The 21,545-nt window shown below is 44.4% G+C and carries 9 protein-coding genes; 4 read left to right on the forward strand and 5 right to left on the reverse strand.

Annotated elements, in window-relative coordinates; genetic code table 11:
* Positions 1–6 precede the first annotated feature (6 nt).
* Both OQX62_RS22885 and OQX62_RS22890 read right to left on the reverse strand, forming a co-directional pair.
* Positions 7–1,980, reverse strand: a complete 1,974-nt coding sequence (locus tag OQX62_RS22885; RefSeq protein ID WP_265833991.1) for a glycoside hydrolase family 97 protein — start codon at positions 1,978–1,980, stop codon at positions 7–9.
* Between the two features lie 7 nt (positions 1,981–1,987).
* Positions 1,988–4,270 carry a prolyl oligopeptidase family serine peptidase gene (locus OQX62_RS22890; protein WP_265833992.1) on the reverse strand — a complete coding sequence of 761 codons (2,283 nt, stop codon included), beginning with the start codon at positions 4,268–4,270 and terminating at the stop codon, positions 1,988–1,990.
* Between the two features lie 140 nt (positions 4,271–4,410).
* On the opposite strand from OQX62_RS22890, the gene OQX62_RS22895 reads away from it, so the two are divergent.
* From OQX62_RS22895 to porV, 4 genes are all read left to right on the forward strand, one after another.
* Positions 4,411–5,262 carry an alpha/beta hydrolase gene (locus OQX62_RS22895; protein ID WP_265833993.1) on the forward strand — a complete coding sequence of 284 codons (852 nt, stop codon included), beginning with the start codon at positions 4,411–4,413 and terminating at the stop codon, positions 5,260–5,262.
* A gap of 94 nt (positions 5,263–5,356) precedes the next feature.
* Positions 5,357–6,205, forward strand: coding sequence for an endonuclease/exonuclease/phosphatase family protein (locus tag OQX62_RS22900; protein WP_265833994.1), 849 nt, complete (start codon positions 5,357–5,359; stop codon positions 6,203–6,205).
* Positions 6,206–6,276: 71 nt separating this feature from the next.
* Positions 6,277–7,014 carry an NUDIX hydrolase gene (locus tag OQX62_RS22905; protein WP_265833995.1) on the forward strand — a complete coding sequence of 246 codons (738 nt, stop codon included), beginning with the start codon at positions 6,277–6,279 and terminating at the stop codon, positions 7,012–7,014.
* Positions 7,015–7,191: 177 nt separating this feature from the next.
* The gene (gene porV, locus OQX62_RS22910) at positions 7,192–8,406 is read left to right on the forward strand and encodes a type IX secretion system outer membrane channel protein PorV (protein ID WP_265833996.1); all 1,215 of its coding nucleotides are present in this window, start codon (positions 7,192–7,194) and stop codon (positions 8,404–8,406) included.
* A gap of 3 nt (positions 8,407–8,409) precedes the next feature.
* Here the strand turns inward: porV and OQX62_RS22915 are convergent, their stop codons facing one another.
* From OQX62_RS22915 to OQX62_RS22925, 3 genes are read right to left on the reverse strand one after another with little or no spacing between them, the layout of a single operon-like run.
* Positions 8,410–11,448 (reverse strand): SPOR domain-containing protein, encoded by a 3,039-nt coding sequence (locus OQX62_RS22915; protein ID WP_265833997.1) that lies wholly within the window; start codon positions 11,446–11,448, stop codon positions 8,410–8,412.
* 27 nt (positions 11,449–11,475) lie between these two features.
* On the reverse strand, positions 11,476–11,997 hold the full coding sequence (locus OQX62_RS22920) for a DUF4402 domain-containing protein (protein WP_265833998.1): 522 nt from the start codon (positions 11,995–11,997) through the stop codon (positions 11,476–11,478).
* The gene (locus tag OQX62_RS22925) at positions 11,990–21,502 is read right to left on the reverse strand and encodes a fibronectin type III domain-containing protein (RefSeq protein ID WP_265833999.1); all 9,513 of its coding nucleotides are present in this window, start codon (positions 21,500–21,502) and stop codon (positions 11,990–11,992) included. Before OQX62_RS22925 ends, OQX62_RS22920 begins: the two co-directional genes overlap by 8 nt.
* Positions 21,503–21,545: the final 43 nt, after the last annotated feature.

The raw sequence follows: 21,545 nt of genomic DNA on the forward strand, positions 1-21,545 counted from the left end.
CTATAATTAGTTTACAGGGGTTAGAATAGCAGTATATCCGCCACCGGCAGCCATATCAATTTGCAATTTATCCCCTTTATTTATTTCTTCTGTAAGCAACTGGTAATCTGCTGCATGTTTGCCTGCATTAATTCCGTCTTTTAATATTTCTATTTTATATTTTTTTCCTTCCAGAAAGGTCAGCGGAATAGTAAAACTTCTTGCATCCCAGTTGGTCATCCCTCCAATATACCATTTATCTCCGTTTTTTCTGGCTACCACTACATACTCTTCAATTTTTCCTTCGAGCGCAACTGTTTTATCCCATGTAGTTGGGAAACGTGCTATAAAGTGAGTATAGACAGGTTCTCTCTTGTAGTTGGATGGATTGTCACATAACATCTGCAGCGGACTGTCATAGATGACGTACATGGAGGTTTGATGTGCCCTGGTGCCCATACTCATGGGTGAGGTATTATTGATATGAAATTCACCTTTATTGGTATTCAGCATTGCACCGGGAGTGAAATCCATTGGTCCGGCTACCATCCGGGTAAACGGCAATGTAGCATTATGGGCAGGGGTGATCGTTTCTTCCCATTTATTATTTTCCATTCCCCTTACACCTTCGTAATTCAGTAAATTGGGATATTCCCGGTTCAGTCCCACAGGTTTATAGGCACCATGCATATCCAGCAGCAACTTACGCTGTGCGGTAGCTTTTGAGGTACGTTCATAAAAATTAACCATGTACTGATCTGCCCGTGCCATGTAATCTACTTTAACACCCTTAACCCCCCATTTCACATATTGATCTAGTATAGCATCCATATTTTGGTCGAGCGGTTTCCACAAAGCCCATAAAATCAATCCTACATTTTTGCTATTGCCATATCGTACCAGTTCTTCAATATCTATCTGTGACGCAGAGGCTAACAGATCCGTTGTGGTGCGCGACCAGCCTTCATCGAGAATCACGTACTCCAAACCATATTCTGAGGCGAAGTCAATGAAATATTTGTAGGTGGCAGTATTGATGCCTGATTTAAAATTGACACCGTAAATATTGTTGTCGTTCCACCAGTCCCAGGCCACTTTACCGGGTTTAATCCAATCAGTATCTTTCAGCACATTCGGACGGGCCAGTTTATAAACCAGTTCATTTTCCAACAGGTCTTTGTCAGATCCGCTGATGATCACTGTCCGCCAGGGATATGTTCTGGTTCCCGTAGTTTTTGCATTGTATACTGCCTTTTTTACAATCAGCTCCGTTCTGTCTGATTTCCCTTTGGGTGTGGTTTCGAGGATGACTTTTGGGAATTTTCCTGTCAGACTTTTTCCGCCTGTACCGTAAAGGAACAGGTTAGGATAGTCATGCAGATCTGCCTCTGTGACTACCATTTTAGTGCCTGAACCGGAAGAGATATAAAGGGGGAGGTAGCCATACTGGCCAGTATTAACATCAGTGAGTTTCATAGACTTGAAATCTCCTTCATAATGGGATTGTAATTCCGGATTATCTTCTTTAGGCAGATAGATCTGACAGTTATCATTGAAATTGAATGCTACCTGCTCGTCATTTACCTCTACTGGCTGATCACCGAAAGCAGTTACAAAACGATAGGCAACCCCATCATTATAAGCACGGAATTCTATTGCATAATTATTTTTAAAACTTAGTTTGAGATCATTGTATAGCTCCGGGATATATTTATTACGCACGGGAATAACCGCGGTGATCATTTTATTTACGCTGCTTTTTCCAGCTTTAACAACTGTAGGATGAAGTCCGGGGTTGCGCCCGCCTGCGAAGGTCATGGCCATCGGACTAGGGGTAATCAGCAGCTCTTCATTTCTTGAGACCGACCAGGAAATGGTTTTAGTTACGCTGACAATAATCTTAATTTTTTTATCTGGTGATACCAGCGTATAATCTTTTGCGGAAACTGTAGCAGTTGTCATTAAGGCAATGCAGAGAATCCTGATAAATTTACAATTCATGGTTTTGTTATTTGCTGACATTTAATTCGTTAGTATTCCTGTCTGGTGCATCTACACCGAGCAGTGTTTTTACAAAAAAGTCTCTTTTTTTCTTTTTACCAAATACGCCACCGTCACTATGCCCCATTCCGGGAACTGTTACGAGATCAAAGTTTTTGCCCGCTTTAATCAGTGCATCTGCAAAACGGTAAGTAGATTCTGGTGGTACATTCGTGTCTGCCTCGCCAACAACGAGCATGAGGTTGCCTTTTAAGCGGCTGGCATTGGTAATGTTGGACTGTGCTTCATAATGCGGACCTAAGGGATAACCCATCCATTGTTCGTTCCACCATTGTTTGTCAATTCTGTTATCATGGCAACCACAGGCAGCAACGGCCGATTTATAAAATTCCGGATGAAACAGCACTGAACCACCAGCATTTTGTCCCCCTGCGGAAGTGCCGTATACGCCAATTCGTGTGGTATCTGCGTAGGAGTGCTTTTTACCAAGGGCTTTCATCCAGAGGATCCTGTCTTCAAAACCCGCATCTGCGAGATTTTTCCAGCATACATCATGGAAAGCTTTCGATCTGTTTGCGGTACCCATACCATCCATTTGTACAACAATGAAACCCAATTCTGCCAGACTTTGCATTTCGCTGTAAGGCATGAAATTTTTCGGTACAAAGGAGTCCTGCGGACCTGCGTATATATTTTCTATGATCGGATAGGTTTTGTTGCTGTCCAGATTGGAAGGTTTACAAACAATCCCCCAGATAGCAGTTTTTCCATCACGACCTTTCGCCGTGAATACTTCAGGAAATTTAATTCCGGTAGTGATGAAATCTGCTACATCTGCTGTTTCGATATCCATCATTTTTCGGCCTGTCGCTGTAGCGTTTAAGGTGGTTAGGGGAGGGACATTTACCTGCGACCAGGTATCTGTGAATACGGAGCGATCTGGCGAGAATGCCAGGCTATGATTTCCAATTGCAGGGGTTAAGGAGATTAAATTTTTACCATCAAAGCCAATCCGGTAATAATGGATATTGTAGGGGTCTTCATTTGGATTCATTCCGCTGGCCCTGAACCAGATTTGCCTTTTTTTGCTGTCTACGCTGTCAATTTCCCGCACTACCCAGTTGCCGGTGGTAATCTTTTTTTTCTGTTTGCCGGTAAGTTCATCCATCAGGTAAAGACTACGCCAGCCATCCTTTTCTGTTGCCCAGATAATTTCATGTGTATCTGGCAGGTAATGGGTGTAAATACGTTGTTCGTAAATAAAGGTTTTTGTCTGCTCGTCTATGACATGGCGTGTTTTTGCCGTTTGTGTATTGACCTCGATGATTCGGAATCGCTGATGACCACGGTCTACCCGTTCAAAAGTAAAGAAAGCAGGATTATCCTTTCGCCAGTGTAATAGAGGATTGCCGAAGAAATCGATTTTATCTGTTAATACTTTGCGTACACTTTTTGAAGGAAGATTGAAAATGTGCATTTCGTAAGTTGTAAAATCATCTCCTGGCTGCATATAGTCCTGAGAACGGAGCTGACCGCGACTCGTTCCGGGTTCGGAACTGAGCACATAGTATACCTTTTTTTCCTCTTTCGGGTCGATATGATAACCGACTATGTTTTTGCTGTCGGGCGACCATGACAATGCTCCATAGGGCATTTCCTTGCTTCCGTTTTTGGTAAACTGTATTTCTTCCTTAGTGGAGACGGATCTGGCGAATACATTTCCGCCTTTAGTGAAGGCGATCCATTTTTTATCTGGGGAAACTGAATCTTGCAGAGGATGTTCCCAGCGGCTTAACCTGCGTTGCAATGGTCGATCATCAATTTCCCAGGTCTTTGCCGGCTTGCTTGCAGCTTTACAAATATTAGTTGTAGTATTCCAGGTAAACCATTGTTTATCAATATTTATAAACCACTCCTGATTGCCTGATCCGGGGATAAAATCGGTAACCGGCAAGTCTGTTGCGGATACTGTTTTTCCTGTAACACTGCTCAGCGCCTTTGCCAGCTGTTCATGGTCAAACGCGCTGCTCTTTCTTTTTCCGGTTATATTTACCAGCACATATTCATGTGTATTATTAGCGAGATTATTACGGTACCAGAAGCTTTCGCCGGCTGGATTCCATTTCGCTTTTACATTGGCTTTGTATATTTTTTTTGCGGCTGTACTGTCCAATTTTGCTGCATTGCGATAGGATTGGAGCAATTCCTCATGATTTGGATGATATGGACGGAGCTGTGCAAAACAGCTGATCGTGCCCAGCGTAAAAATCAGGGTGGTTAAATATTTCATCTTGGCTCAGGATTTTAGTTCTAAAAGTACAAGATATTGTCACCGGCCGTTATTCCTAAATTAACTGATTATAGTACGGTATTAACCTTTGTGGAATAGCAGCCTAATGGTTTATATTTGCAGCCCAATAAAAAAGATAAATGAAACCACTATCGATTATTCTCCTGTTCTGCTCGTTTTCCTTGTCCATCAGGGCACAAAATACTTCATCAGCTAAAACCAGTAAAGATTTTGTTCTGGGTAAAGTGGAAACCTTACACTCTGCGATTCTGGGGGAGGACAGGATTTTGAATGTCTATCTGCCGGATGATTATGACAGTACAGCAGACTATGCAGTGATTTATCTGCTGGATGGATCTGCAGATGAAGACTTTATACATATTGCCGGATTGGTGCAGTTCAATACATTTGCATGGATCAACAGAATTCCGAAGTCAATCGTTATTGGTATCGCAAATACCAACCGCAAGTATAATTTTACTTCAGCAAGCAAAAGAGAAAGTGATCATCAGTTAGTTCCTGAAAATGGTGGTTCGGCTGATTTTATTGCATTTCTTGAAAAGGAATTACAACCTTATGTAGACAAAAGGTATAAGACCAATAGTTCCAGAACGCTTATAGGACAATCATTAGGCGGTCTTCTGGCGACAGAAATTCTATTTACAAAAGCTCATTTATTCAATAAATATATCATTATCAGTCCGAGTCTCTGGTGGAAAGATGGTTACCTGTTAAGGGAAAATCCTGCAGTTTTGAGTAGTACCTACGAGAATCCGACGGCTGTATATATTGGCGTTGGGAAAGAGGGGTCTATAGATGGATCTAAAAATCATGTGATGGAAGACGATGCAAAATTGCTGGCCGCAAAAATCAGGCAGGCTAAGTCTAAAAATGTACAGGTGTTTTTTGATTATTTACCAGAAGAGGACCACGCTACGGTTACCCATCAGGCCGTCTTTAATGCGTTAAGAATGCTGTATCCAAAGAAATAATCATGCGATAAAAAGGTTTATCAGGCTCCGCCTGGTATTTCTTAATAATGGCTTAACCTGAAAGCGCTATTTTTGCGGGAGATTTAGAAGCATCATGAAATATAAAAACATATTGCTGTTAATAGTCGTTTTTACGATCACTATAGCAGATCTGCGTGCACAGGATTTAAACATCGCCAGTTATAATATCAGGTATAACAATCCTGGTGATTCACTGGATGCCTGGCCTCATCGGAAAGATCTTTTACGTAATATGGTCCGTTTTTATGATTTTGACGTTTTTGGTGTGCAGGAAGCTTTAGCCGGACAAATCAAAGATCTTTCGGAAATGGATAACTACAGCTACGTGGGTGTAGGCAGAGATGATGGCAAAACAAAAGGCGAATACGCTGCCATTTTTTATAAAAAGGACAGGTTGAATCTGATCAGCAGCGGTACCTTCTGGTTGTCGGCGACAGATACTGAGCATCCAAATAAAGGCTGGGATGCAGTTTTACCCAGAATTTGCACCTGGGCGAGCTTTCAAGATAAAAAAACTGGTCTTCAGTTTTATCATTTTAATACACATTTTGACCACGTTGGGGTAGAAGCAAGAAGAGAAAGTTCAAAACTGATTATGCGAAAGATGAAGGAAATTGCGGGTACATCGGCTGTGATGCTTACCGGAGATTTTAACGTGTCGCAGGAGAATGAGAGTTACCATTTGTTTAACAATTCCGGCTTTCTTAAAGATGCGTTTGATACGGCGTCAATTAAGTTGAGCAATAGCGGGACATTTAACGGATTTAAATTGACACCAACCACGGATAGGATTGACCATGTATTTTTAAGTAATGCATTTACTGCCCGCCGTTACGGTGTGCTGACCAATTCTTTTATGGGACATTTCCCCTCAGACCATTTTCCGGTAATGGTTGTCATTAGTCAGGCTGCTAAGAATTAGCCCGAAGCAATAGGGTTTTGACAATGCCCGGGTGGAGTAAAACCTGGACATTTTTTTTTATGTTTGTTCTAATGGAGAAATTGATTAAAGATAGTAAAGCAGCGTCGGAATACCTTTCTCATATTTCTCTGGATTGTGCGGTGTTTTGCTTTCAGGGCGGGCAGCTGAAAGTGTTGCTGCTGAAGAGCAGAAAGCGGCAGCAGTGGATGCTGCCGGGCGGATTTGTAAGGCAGGATGAGGATGTGAAGGATGCTGCACACCGTGCATTAAAAGAACGTTCCGGTGCACAAAAAGTCTTTCTCCAGGAGTTTGCCGTATTTGGTTCGCCAGCAAGAACAAAGGGTAACAAAGACCTCTTTGATGCGCATGCCTGGCTAGGTCAGCGTTTTATCTCTATCGGTTTTTATGCGCTGGTAAATTACCTGTCGGTAACACTTGTCGCCGATCATCTTTCGGAGGCCTGTGAATGGTGCTCGGTAGACCATCTTCCTGAGATGGCTTTGGATCATAAAGATATCCTGAATCAGGCACTGGAATCCTTACGTCAGCATCTCAATTTTAAACCTATCGGATACAATCTGTTGCAGGAAGAATTTACGATGCCGGAATTGCAGCGCCTCTATGAAACTATTCTTGGGAAAAAACTCCACCGGGGCAATTTTGCAAGAAAGATACTTTCCTTCAATATTTTAGAGAAACTGGAGGAGCCCCGTAAAGGTGGAGCACATAAGTCTCCGAATCTTTATCGCTTCAACCATGAAAACTATAAAGCAGCGCTGGAAAACGGATTCCAGCAGATGTTCAATTAACATTGCTTATTTGCGGGCAATTGCTTTAAAGCTGGTTTAACTTCCCCAAGCTTTCCTGCCTGTGAAATGAACAACTTGAACAGCGAAGATATCCATCTTAAACAGATCTTTATATTACCCGCAATGCTTTTTTGCGGGAATAACAAGTAGAGGGATACATTCCCGGACTTGATGATCATGACGCTGCTAAAAGGAGAAAAAAGAAATAGAAGTGAGACCATATCGGACTTTTTAAAGTCGAAGGCCACCTTCTGTATCCTGTTTTTTAGCTCATTTTACTTACCCTTGTCAGCACAAACCGTACAGCCGGGGACGCAAACTAACGGTAGCGGCACAAGTAATTTAACTACTGCAGTTCCGTTTTTACTCATCACCCCAGATGCAAGAGCGGGAGGAATGGGCGATGCGGGAGTTGCAGTGCAACCTGATGGTAACGCGATGAGTATCAATCCCTCTAAACTGGCATTTCTCGAAGCAGATCGTGGTATTTCAGTTTCTTACAGTCCCTGGTTAAGGAGTCTGCTGCCTGATGTGAACCTGGGTTATTTCAGTGGATATTACAAGCCAGACGACAGGAATGCTCTCGGTCTGTCGATAAGGTATTTCAGCCTGGGGGATATAGAATTGAATGATGCCAATTTTCAGCAGATGGGCATTTATAGCCCAAGTGAAGTGGCGGTTGATTTTACCTATGCCAGAAAGTTTGGCAATTCGTTTTCTTTAGGAACAGCATTTAGGTATATCTACTCGAATTTACTATCGGGGGCTTTTGTTTCCGGGCAATCTACTGCTCCGGGAAAATCATTCTCTGCCGATGTATCTGCATTTTATCAGCATCCGACCACTTTGTTTAATAAGGAAGCTATAGTTTCAGGAGGGCTATATATAGCCAATATAGGCGCCAAAATGAGATATGGTAGTGAGAATATAAGTTATTTTTTGCCCGCCAATTTAAAGATTGGGGGCGCAGCGACTTTAATGGTTGATGATGACAATCAATTTACCCTTGCAGTAGACCTGAATAAATTACTGGTGCCAACGCAACCAATCTACGACAAGGATGGTAACATTGTTGCGGGTAGCAGTCCTGTACGCTCTGTACCCTCGGCCATTTTCAGCTCTTTTAATGACGCACCGGGTGGAGGGAAAGAAGAATTACGGGAAATTAGCATCGGCACCGGATTAGAATACCTCTACAAACAGCAATTTGCGTTAAGAACAGGTTATTTCTATGAAAATCCTGACAAAGGGAACAGACGTTATCTCACTCTTGGTGTTGGTGTGAAATATGAGTCTTTTCATCTTGATTTTGCTTATGTAGCGGGCAATATCCAGAGAAATCCATTGGCCAATACACTCCGCTTCTCTCTCTTGTACAACTTCGGACAATAATAACTATTTAACCGGAACGATGAAAGCATCAGGGAAACCCCGGTATTTTATCGCTTTGATCAGTGCTTTTGCTTCAGCTTTATCTTTCAGTCCTGTCACGTAAACGTTGAAATAGGATCTTTTTCCCGTACTCCGGATAAAGGCATCATATCCAATTTTGTTAATCAGGAATTCTTTGGAAGACAGGGCATTGATGATTCTGAAATGGGCAATCTGCACGGTGATGCCATACATGGCGTGGTTTAAGTCGGCCTCAATAATAGCGAGCGTCTTCTCGTCAGCTTTACCACTTGGATTATTTTCTGTAACAGGTACGTAAATATCTTTTTTAGGCGTACGTTTAGGCGTAACAGGGTTTTTAGGATTGGGCACCGGGATTGTTTTTACAGGTAATTTGTTGCCTGCTAACCGGGCTGCTGCCGAAACGTCAATTTGAGGTTCATCTTTTTGAACTTCCGGCAGTTTATCCTCAGTAACTACAAATGCCAAGCCATCTGTAACGCTTCCTTCTGTGCTCATTTTGATGGAGAAGGGCATCATTGCCGGTGTTGACTTTAAGTTTAGCTTGCTGAGCTGTGTGGTATCCAGCGAGGCGGTATAATCTCCAGGCGGCAGACCTAAAAAGCTGAAATAACCATCAGACTCTGTAAGTATCCGTGCAACCATTTTGTTTTTCCGGTAGATCATCACGATGAGTCGTCCCAGTCCTTTCTGACCATCCGCATTTTTAATATTTACATTTCCTGCGGCTTCACCCATCACATTGACAGGTATCTCAATCATCCTGATGATATTCGGATCTACAGCGATGCTGTAATTCTTTTTGGTGAGTTGCCAGGCTACGTTCTCAAATCCCCCTGCATCAAGCTCCAGAATATAATTTTCATAAGGTTCCAGTTGTAAAATCTGTAAGGTGGTATCCTTCGCATTAAGGGTGTAAATTCCCGCTCTGCTGCTTTTGAGTTTTAGTCCGGCAGCTTTAGGTTCGCCCCTGTCTTTTTTGCCGTTGAAATTCAGATCCAGGAATGGTACGACCATGATACCTCCTTTTCCTACACTGCTGCGGTTAGTAAAACTGGTATAGTTTGCCGGGCCGTCAGCAATCAGGCTGCCGCTGGCGAACTGAATCAGGTTTTCTGTATGATTTCCCGTGCGGAAGGATGCTCCTGTTTGCGCAAAACGGAAGTCGTACCGCAGCCCTATTTCAAAATTACTGATATTGCTGAGTGTGTTTCGCTCGTAACTCAGTCGCAGGTAACCATTGGTCAGCACCCTGCTTTCCAGTTCTTCCTTAAAGCCTGTGATCTGACTGTTCTGATAGGCATAAAGAAGATGCTGGGTAAAAAGATAGTTTTTAAAGATGCGTTTAGACACTGAAAAATTACTGAGGAGATAAGCCGGATTCTGGTCTGTAAAAAGGGCAAAGGTGTTCACATTAGCGTTAATGTTCCACGCTACCGCAGAAACCAGCCATTCCGCAGTAGTATATTCCGTAACTGGCAGGATATTCTGATTGATAGTTAACCTCGTATATGCAGAAAAGCTTTTTCCCCGGAAGGGGAGTGACAAAATAGCTTTCCTTTCCTCTTTAAAGGTGTTATTGATGGCTGTTTGCCCGGTTTCATACCAGGAGTTGTTCAATTCTACCTGTAAACCAAATTTGAATTTGTAAGTCAGTAAGGCCCTGGTGCGCACACCATAAGCGTGTTCGGCGGATAAGAGCAGGTTCGGGAGAATCCTTGCCGATGAATTCACAAAGGGTATCGTACTGCCGGAGGTTACTGAGGACAGATATTCTGTTCCGCCACCGACAGTTAAAAAACTGGTCAGCCCGTAGTTGGTACTCAGTCTGGAGAACCTGGAGCCATTTCCATCTTCTACAAAGCCTGCGCTTGCGCTATATTCAAATTCTTTGGCCGGCAGGAAGTTAAAAGGGATACTGATGTTCTGTTCTGTAAATGTTTCTTCCCCGGCAGGCCCGTAAAAACGGAGTTTTACCATTGAGTTTCCATAAATCAGCGGCACTTCGAAACTGTAAAAACCTGAGGCATCTGCCTTCACATAACTCACCAGCACGTTGTTTACATATAACTCTACCGTCCAGTTCGGCTGTGTGGTATTGCTGATAGTATAAGTACCAAACGAACGCCGGAATGTTGTGGGTGTATTGGTGATCTGGATACCTACCACAGGGGCGAAAATTGTGGATATGGTTGGGGTATAAATCTTTCCTGCTGTAATTTGCCGTACCACTGTGTTCTCATTATTCGCGAGTCGCCATCTGTAATACTGATTCCGCTCAATCAGTGGTTCTGTGCTGTGGTAGTTTAGGGACACATCCGTTTCTCCTCCGGCAAGAATACCACCAACACGCAAGTTTACGCGCGTATCTGATCCCAGTTGTTTATCCTGTGTATTGATGACCGACCAGTCTGCCGTGCCAAAGTGAAAAGCCGGATAGCTTCTTTTAATGGTTGTGTCTACTTTCACTTCACCCCTGAGCTGGTTGATGTTGCTGCGCATCTCCGCCAGCCGCATATCCCTCAGTACCGGCAATTCCAGGTCTGTACTCATTGTTACAGAAAGATTCCTGTAGCTGAATACGGATTGGAGTCCGAATATCTCGCCAAAATAACTTGCTTTAAGGTATAAATTTGAAGGTGTTTTGATCAGATCATCCGTTTTTAAGCTGTAAGTCTTGTCTTTATAAATGATGCGTTTTTTTGCATTGTCGATCAGATAGGTTGCCGTCTGGCTGATAAAAAAGCCGCTGATAGAATCACGGTTGCCGGATGATTTATTGGCAATTTTCAGGTAATCGAAAATTTCGGCGACTGGCAGGTAAGCTGTGTCATTACGGATAAGTGAAGATATTTCGATATTTCCTATCCGCTGCATGTTAAAATAAACAGAGACTTCTTCATAATCAGCCGGATCCTGGGCCTGCGACAAAACAGGGAACAGCAAATAGAGCATCGTCATCGCAGACAGTTTTTTAAATACTGAAAAGAGGGTAGGCGGTCTGTATATGTTTTCTGTCATGTGCCTGATCTGAGAGCTGTCTTAATGCTATTGCTGTATGAAAGTCACCGAAAAAGTTCCGTTGTAATTTCCTGGCGGATTGGCTAATGAATTGCCTACGGTTAATGTTCCGCCTATTCTCAACTGTGTTCTTGCAGGTGATACTGCAGTGGCGATAAATGGCGAACCAAGGCTTGATTCGCCTATGTGCAGGATCATGGAGCCACCATTACTTCCATTTAGCGTTACATCGGGCCCGTTGCTGATCGTGACCAATACCCCGGGCTCTGCATCTACTTCAAAAATAGCCGGAGAAAATGAATACCCAAGATTTGCGGAAATTACACTTCCCGTAACCTGTCTCGAGCCATTGGCATATACGATTACAGATCCTCCCGAATTGCCATGTACAAATGCACCGAAGCTAAGCCCTTGCGCCGGATTGACGAAAATGCTGATAGGGCGTGGCGGATTTTCCTGAGCACATAAATTTACACTGCCACAAATCAGCAGTAAAAAGAGCCCTTTTACATACCATCCTATTTTTGTTGTTTCATTTTTTCTACTCATTGTGATGGAATACTTTTTTAGAACGTACCTTATTGGTGGTAATGAAACTGATCACATAAATGCCGGTAGGAGGGGTGGCGGGAATCTGGTAAATGCCGTTACCGTTGACTGCTTTGCGTGCCAGCGTTTGTCCCGCCATGTTGGTAAGCACGAGATCTCCTTTTTCGTCGTTTACCAGTTTTAGGTTAATATGGAAACTACCGCCACCACTGTAAACCACTAAATTGTCTTTATCTGCATCCGGATCATTGATTGTTCTGGTTGTGCTGAAGCGGATGCTGAACCTGTTTTCGTAATTTCCGGCATTTAAAGAAATGCTCAGTGGAGTGCCTTTTGCCAAAAGGTAATTTTTACCCGTTTTTGCGTCAAATAAGTAGGTATATAAATTGTCTGGCATATTTTCCAGGTCACGCAGCACAAAGTTGATGGTTCCGTTTTTATCCGCTTGCAATGTGAGGGGAATCACCGTTGTGGAGTCAATATCGGGCAAAGCATTGATGGCCAGTTTGGAGTTTCCTTCGCTAAGGCTGTAAAAATTAGGCACATGTTCATTCGTGTTCATGAGTTTTATCGCGTCCAGCTGATTATCAAATTTCGTTGTTGCATCGTCTGCCACATAAATCACGATAGGATCGGCAGCATGTGCTTCAGTGGCAAAACCAGCACTTAGTCTTAATAAAATTCTTGGTCTGGCGCGTTCCCGGAGGCTCATAGTGGCTTTATGAAATACGGGCGACAGGTCATTTACTCTCGCCGCATTGTTTAAGCCCAGTGTTCCAGTAACGGGATAGGCGCCATTGCTGACATGGACAAAAAAGCCTTGCATGGAGGCAATTACCGGACTTGCTATTCCATCACTGGATACGCCATTGATATAACTGCAATAGGTTCCTGTGTACTGACTCGTTGAGCCGGAATCAAAAAAGTAAATGGCATTATCAATATTTGTTTTTGTCCAGCCCGCTCCTAAATCCCAGTTTACAGGTGAGGGATAAGGATTGCCGACAAGGTTAAAGCCTAAAGTATAAGGTTGATTATGGTTTTGTAATGCAGCGGAAATGGCGCCATTACTTACTACACCGGTGATGCTGACCATTAGAGGCTGCGTGGTTGATCCAAAGTCTGCCGCATAACCTTGTAGCGGTATCAATGGTGCGCTTGTACTTGTATAAGCCGTCCAGCCGGAAATAGCTACATTTTCGATGTAGCGGTAAAAATTAGGGAAAGCCGCATTCAGGTCTACAAAACCCGAAAATGAGTTTACCGTTGCGGCCGTTACCGGTGAACTGAAGTATTTATAGCCGAAACCGGCAGCAAGATAACGTTGCATGGTTACATTACCGGTTACATTGCCCGTTCCGCTACCATCAATCAGTGCCGTCTGTGTAGCCGAAGAGACCAGCGTAAGGTTACCCGCAGAATTTAAATTACCTGTTGCAGCGATAAGTATCCCTTTAATATTCAATGCCCCACCTAAAGTTACTCCGGCGGAATTACTGATACGCAGATTGTTTACTGTATTTGTTGTAAAAGTAGCAACAGGAATTGTTTGTGCTGTGGTACCATTGAACTCCACAGTACCATTACTCGCGGTAATCGTACCGCTATTTGTTACTGTGCCCGCTAATTTAAGTGTCCCTGCATTTACAATTAATGTACCAGCAGTTAAGTTTAAGTTTCCCCCGATGCTGAGTGATTTTCCAGGATCAACTGTCAGCATCAGGCCTGCATTATTTATACTCATATTATTCGCAACGGCAACCACGTCTGCGTTAATGGTAAAGGCACCCGTAAGATTAATGTTGTCTGTGAGCACAGGAACTCCATCAGGCAGCCAGTTTACAGCATCACCCCAGCTAGAAGTCCCGGCACCACCATCCCATGTTTTAAAAGCAACAATCGTTACGGAAGTAGTTGTACTAAAAGCAGTGCAGCCACCCGCTGCGGCTACGGTATAAGTAACGGTATAAGTGCCCGGGCTACTTGAAATCAGCGTAATATCGCCCGTTGCCGCATTCAGCGTTAACCCGGCAGTAGAAGAGAAAACGCCACCTGTAGTTCCTGAAAAGTCGATGCTGGCTGTTCCTCCGCCCGTATAATAAGGGGAGCCGGAATAACTCATGGATGCTTCAGGAGCTTTGGTGACCGTGATGGTCGTAGAGGTAGAGTATATTACACAATTGCCTGCAGCAGCAACGGTATATACAACGTTATATGTTCCGGCAGCACTGTTTGCCAATGTAACCAGCCCTGTTGATGCGTCTATTGACAGCCCTGGAGTTGAAGTGAAAACACCGCCCGTGGTACCCGCCATGGTGACTGTTGCATTACCAGAATTTGTACAGTAAGGAGAACCCGCATAAGAGATGACAGTTCCTGCATTGCACACTTCCCCAATAGCCAGATCGCCTAATACAGTGATATTTGTTGCGGTAATATTTGTAGCGTTTTTAACGGTAACTGTTGGCAGGATCCATGATGAACCCGTATAGACACCTACTCCAAAAGCAGCAGTAGAGGCACCTGCATCAACGTCGCCCGCAACGAAGTTCAGTGTAGCCGAATACTTGTCGAATATGATTCCGCTGCTGGTCAGTTTCCAGTAACGATTTACACTCTTTGCCTGATTGATATTAGAGCTGGCCAGATTCGGGTGGTCTGCCGCGTTAGTGGTGATCAATAAGTCTCCTGCCGATGTTACGCTGTTAAAAGCAAGATTTAGCGGGGTATAATTATTCAGGTCACCTATCTCAAAAGCTTTTGTAGTGGCACCGGTTATAATATTTTTTTTAAGGTTACCATTTACCCAGCCAGTATTCTGAGCGGCACCAGTTACTGAAGCGGTAGCGGATAAGTTTAAGGAATTGGTGCCCGTAGTGATTTTTCCTGCAGTAAAAGTAAGCAGTCCGGCTATGGTACTATTAGTCAACAGCGTGGTTGTGCCACCAGTTTTGTTGATGGTCAGGTTGTTGAAAGCACCATTAGTGATGGTTTGATCTTTCGCCTGGTTGAGGATAAATGTTGAAGTTGCCGGCAGCATTGTGCCACTGTTCAATATATTTCCAGCAATAGTATTGGTAAAGGAGCCACCTTTGAATGTGGCGCCGGCGCCAACCGTGAAATTGTTTGATAGGATCCAGTTTGAAGATGGCGTAATGCCGGCAGCATTTGTGTTGGAAATATTGACATCTTTAAGCGCAGCAGGAGTGCCGGAAAGGGTAGCAGCACCTGTACCACCAAAAGCCACAGTTCCGGTGCTCGAAAAGGCTGTACCCATATTGAGTGATACAGCAGCGGTTGGTGTAAAATTAAACACACCACTGCTTGTAATTGTTCCGTTATTGGTCAGTGACCCGATCAGCGTATGTGAAGAAGTTCCCAGACCGAAAGAGGCACCGCTGGCCACACTTAAATCATTATTGATCGTCCAGCCCACGCTTGGATTTACTCCACCAGTATTATTGATATTCAGGAAGCCGAACTGCGGGGCAGACGTGGAGTTGAGCACAGGAGAAACTGTTCCGTTGAAATTTACTGTCAGCGCGAAAGTAATTGCGTTGATAAGGCTCAGCGTTTGCAACTGTGTTCCGGAAAATATGGTAGTGCCGCTCGTATTGAGGGTTCCCCTGTTCGTAAAATCACCATTTACAATAGTGGTGATGCCAGTCGCTCCGGCAATTATACCAGTGCTGGTGATATTGAGCAGGTCATTGTAGGTTACTTGCGTACCTGTTTGCGTATATGATCCTGATATAGTGACCTTATTAAAAGTAGTGATTCCGGCAATATTTTTAGTGGTTCCTGTTAACTGTACTGTACTGGTGCCGGGAGTATAGGTGCCGTTATTTGTCCAGTTGCCCGCCAGATTGATGGTCTGTGTTCCGCCAGCGAAGGTAGAACCATTTTCAATAGTCAGGTCTCCGGCCACCGTTACTGGTGTTGTCAGTGTTTTAACACCTGCATTTCTGAAGATCACATTGCCAAGGGTCACTCCGCTTTCGGCGATGGTCTGTGCAGCGGTGCCATTGAAGATTACCGTGCTGGCAGGAGTGAAGGTGAACCAGGAGAAATTGGTAGGCATATTATTGGCGCCAATGATCAGTGTACCCGCATTTGCTACACTGGCCATACCTCCGTTCACTGATCTGTTCGAATTGAATGCACCTGCATCATAGGTACCCGAGGTGACAGTAAGATTTCCCTGAAGGCTTACATTTCCTGTTAGGTTCGCGGCGGAAGCCACAGGTTTATTGATAGTGAGGTTATTAAACGTAGTGGCCGAAATAGTCTGTGTGCCCGCTCCTTCGAAAGATACTGTGCCGCCAGCATCTGTGTAAGTACCGTTATTGAGCCAGTTTCCTCCAACACGTAAGGTATTCGAGTTTTTAAATGTGCTGGCCGCATTTGTTGTCACGTTTCCGGCTATGGTTAGCGCAGCACTATTGTCAAGCGTTCCTGCTGTAACCAATAGATTTCCGCCGATAGTTAGTGCGTTGGTATTTGTTGCTATACTGGATGATCCCTTGTTAATGGTCAGGTTGTTATAGGCGACGTTCCCTACAGTTTGATTGGCTGCCCCATTGTAGGTTACCGTTCCTGTACCGGGAGTAAAAATGCCATTGGTATAATTGAAGTTATCCCGGATATTGAGGTTTCCTGCACCGCTGAAGATTGTACTGGCGTTACCTGACTGGTTAAAAGATCCTGCAACAGCGAGTGTACCTGAACCGACATTAACGTTGATTGCACGCCCCGTGGTGCCGTCACTCAAACTCAGGTCGCCGTTAATGGTAACATTCTGGTTGTTGACGTTAAAGGTATGCGTTGCGTTGGCCGACCAGGTTCCGCGGATATCACCTGAAGTGAGTGAGCCACCTGCCATAGTGAGTGTAACAGGTTGTACACTTCCAAAATTGATATTTCTAACGGATACTACACTGTTGATGGTTGGCTGATTAGTAAAAGCGATCGTCCCCAGGTTAACAATATCCGTCGCAGTTGGTGGTCTGGATGCAGAACCTTGTGCAACAGTCCAGTTCCCCGCTGTATTCCAGTCATTACTCACACTTCCATTCCAGTTAACTACATTGGAATTATCAGAGATGGTCCAGCGACCGGTTAAATTGGATCCTAAAGTACTTTGTTGAACATAATTAATAGTAGCATCCCGTGTTGTAGTTAGTATGCTCCCCGTTGTAGACCATCCTGAACCTGTATTCCCCCATAAGTTTAAATTAGCACCTTCCGTATTTCCATTTAACTCAGCATTTTCATAATGAAGCCTTAAAATTGCTGTAAGGTATCCTCCATTTGCAGTAATGGTATATAATCTGCTGATCGACCCTCCAAAGGGGAAATCGCTTACCGGCCCCTGGACGACTTTTACAGTAACCAGGTTCACATTAACGGGTAAGGCAAAGTTGATGGTATTATTTGGTCCTTCGAAAGCATAATCAACCGCATTATCGAATGTGTGACTACGGGTAATTGTTCCTAATATGATTCCATTTCCCGTGCGTGTAGTAGTTATCGTTACTGTATTAACGCCCGTTAACATTGTACCCTGTGTCATATTCAGTGTAGCGACAGTGATGTTACTTTGTAAAAGAACTGCTGTGGAAGCCGTGGAAGTATTTACAGTAATACTATTGAAGGTAGTTGCCCCGGTAATATTTAGTGTTTTGGTACCTGTAAAAGTAATGGTGCTGGTACCTGCGGTAAATGTTCCGTTATTAACCCAGTCGCCGTTTAATGTATGTGTCAGATTAGTTCCTGGTAAGAAGGTAGTTCCGGTACCAATGGTAAAGTTACCATTCGTAGTAAAACCCGCCGCTGCCGTTTTACTGTTTCCGTTAGAAAGCATCAGGTTATGGTATGTAATACCATTAATATTTTGTGCTCCGGTTCCATTAAAGTTAACTGTATTGGGTGCTGAACTGCTTACATTTAATGTACCGGCTGTCAGTGTAAGTACATTGGCTACTCCAAGTACTGCGTTCGCTGTCAGCTGTAAGGATGTACCATTTACAGTAACATTGTACAGATTGGCTGTTCCATTTAGTGAGGATGTTCCTGTAAAGGTTGCCGTACCGGCAGTTGCGGTAATACTGCCGGCCACATTCAGGCCGGAGGCGATAGAAAAGTTGGCTGTAGTTGTCGTGACTCCCGCAGCCGCCAGGATGTAAAGTGATAGGGTGCCGGCTCCGGAGATGGTTTTGGTTGTACCATTCATGGTCAGCGTACCTGCGCTCGCTGTAAAGCTGCCGCTTACTGCCAGGTTTCCGGTTAATGTAAAGGAAACGGCAGTTGTAACTGTTCCGCTGATCGTCAGGTTGTCTAATGAAATTCCGGTACCGGTGATGGTTTTAGCCGTGCCGCTCATCGTAAGTGTTCCACCGGATGATTGGCTGAAGGCGCCGGATCCGGTAGTCGCCAGATGACCAGTCAGCGTAAGCGCGTTGTTCGCAAAGGTCACAGGTGAGGCTGCTACTGTCAGGTTATTAAAATTCTGCGTTCCTGTTCCGGCAACTGTAGTGCCCGCACCATTAAAAATAACGGTACTGGTATTTCCAGTGAAAGTGCCATTATTGGTCCAGTTGCCGCTGATGGTATGTGTGAAACTGCCTCCGTTTAAAGTGGTGGATGTGCCTATAGTTACATTTCCATTTACTGTAATTGCTGCACCTGCAGTAGCCGTAACGGAGGTTCCCGAACCTACAGCCAAATTGAAATTCCCTAAAACATTGAGCGTTGTAGCCGGCAGGGTTTTTACACTTGCACCAGTTCCACTACTCAAACTTAGATTGCCATAGTTTTGGACCGCTACAGTTTGTGTAGTCCCTGAGTATTCAACCGTGCTGGATAATACTAATGTATTGGTTGTATAATTGACCGGATAGGTATTGGTTCCCCCGATTTTAAGCGTGGTATTGTTTAATAACATCAGGTTTCCGCCTGAAGTGAGCCTGTTGGCCGTAAAAGCGCCCAGGTCGAATGTTCCTGAGCTTACCGAAAGATCGCCCGCAACATTAATAGTGGCAAGCAGGGAAACTGTACTGGCCGTTCCGCTTATGGCGAGGTTATTAAAAGTGGTTGAAAATGTACCTCCGATAGATTGGGCTGTGGTGCCGTTAAAGGTTACTGTTGTTGTACCGGCCGTGAGTGCCGTTGCCGAAGAGTTATTGATCCAGTTTCCTTTTACATTGATATTGAAATTGTTTAGATTAAGTATGCCCGCAGCAATAGTAAGATTATTATTTACCGTAACCAGGCCCGGCAATAATAGTCCGTTGGCGTTAGCAATAGTCAGATTATAAAATTGACTAACACCGGTAAAGGTCTGCTGTACACCAGTACCATTAAAATTAGTTGTGCCCAGACTGTTGAAAGTGCCATTTCCTGTTAAAGTTCCGCCGATATTCAGTGTGCCCGTTGCGGTGGTGGTGAGTGTGGCACCCGCATCAATAGTTAAATTATTACAGGTAACCGAAGTTGATATTTCCGGCATCCGCGTTGCTCCGGCAGGGATGACTACATTTGTTGCTGCGGAGGGTATAGCACCCGAACACCAGTTTGCCGCATTTGACCAGTCGCTGCTTATATTCCCGGTCCATTGCCCGCTATTGGTACTTGAAACGACCCTAACATAAGCTACGCCGGGTGTACTACAACCCGCAACGGTGACCTGCACTGTATATATTCCTTCATTTGCAGCGGTATAACTAATGGTTGGATTTTGTAATGATGAGGTGAAACTACCCGGACCTGTCCATGCATAAGTTGCCCCCGAAATGGTGGTCGCGCTCAAATTCAGGTTGCTTCCCGCGCAAACCGGCATATTACTTCCTGCACCATCAGGCGAATTGTACAGGAGTACAACTTCTGCGGCGCTGAGTTCTTTATGGTAAATGATTGCATCATCCAGCGTGCCGTCAAAATAATAACTTGCCGGTTCATTCGGCCAGCCAGCTAAGTCCGAATATCCGATCCGCCAGTATCCGGTTGTGGTTTCAGCAGCGGTTACTGTAGCATCTGTTGCGATCAATACACCGTCAACATATAATTTCAAACCGCCGGCACCAACCGTACTGGTAGCCATATGCCAGTTCCCATCATTGTAGGCAGCGGAGGAATTAACTGTTTTTTTTACGGAGGAGGGTGATACGGCAGCATATAGGTTCCCCGTTGCAGTCATATACAAAAATCGGTCGCGACTGCCCCCTGCACCATTTTGCAGGCTGGAGAAACCCATCAGTGTACCTCCGACAGTGGTAGTCGTTTTAAACCAGACAGAGGTGCTGGCTGGTGAGGGATTAACATAAGAATTTATGGTAGCAATATACTGGTTTGTTCCATTAAAAGTATAGGCTCTGCCAGCAATATTAAACCGATCGGCTACCGAAGCAGGGCTTCCCTGCAACATGCCGTTGTTATTGCCGCTTGCATCACTGGCATTCCCTTCAAATTTATAATAACCGATCAGATTTGCCAATGGCAGCTGTGAGATGATGGGACCTGCACAAACAGATATTCTTGATCCGCTCAATGGTGTACTCAGTCCTCCCTCTGTAACTGCGTAAACCCGCCAGAAATAGGTTGTATTCGCTGTAAGTCCGGTCTGGACGGAAGAGGTTGCATTTGCTGATGTTTGATTTACAAAAGTGTAATTTGTTCCATCTGTCGATCTGTAAATGACGTATCCGGTTTCATTAGTAGCATTATCAATCCAGTTCAAAGTCATGGATGTTCCACTCACATTGGTGAAGGTGAGTGCTGTGGGCGCCACTGGTACCGGAGGAGTAAACCTGTAAGCCGCGCCAGTTACACGTTTTGTAGTAATGGTAGCCTCAGCGGTGGAGCTCACTGTAGTACCTGCATTCGCTACTGAGAGGTAATTGCCGGTACCTTTTGCCGTAGCGGTTATTCCAATGGAAGCTGTGGGCAGTATAGCGATGCCTGCATCCGAGCGATAAATATATTCTACCCTTCCCGTCCCTTCATATAAGTTTACCTGAAAAGAAGCAACGGCGGAAAGAGCCTGGTAGTTCCATTTTACATTCAGGTACTGGATGGTGAAAATGCGTGCGCCGGCGGTACCAGCTGTTTTGTAAGAGATATTTGATGCCGCAACAACATTAAGGTCGTCCCAGAGTGGTGCGAGTACCGGCCGGATTCCACTATTTGCCAGACTGTTTACATAATCGTCTGTCAGTGTTGAACCAAAAGCCAGCCATCCGTTTGTTGACGCAGATATGGTCGTATATCTTGCCCCCATGTACCAGAAGTCGAAGCCTACAGGAATATTTTCTATTTTTCCATCATCCGTATTACCGGCAGTGAGGGCTGAGGTTGTGGCACCGGTTAAAGGTGCGAAAGTGCCTGAAGCGGTGTTCGTAAAACCGTAGTTCGTAATCGTTTGTGCATATCCCTGTTTACCGCAAATCAACAGCAGCACCAAAACTAATACACTTTTAAAGAAAGAAGGGGGTAGCAGACTCTTCTTCATGGTTTCAGGCTTGTCTATATAATATGTTCAGGCAGAAAACTAT

Origin of the sequence: Pedobacter sp. MR2016-24 (genome assembly GCF_026239655.1) — a bacterium.
In the GTDB taxonomy this organism is placed as follows: Bacteria; Bacteroidota; Bacteroidia; order Sphingobacteriales; family Sphingobacteriaceae; genus Pedobacter.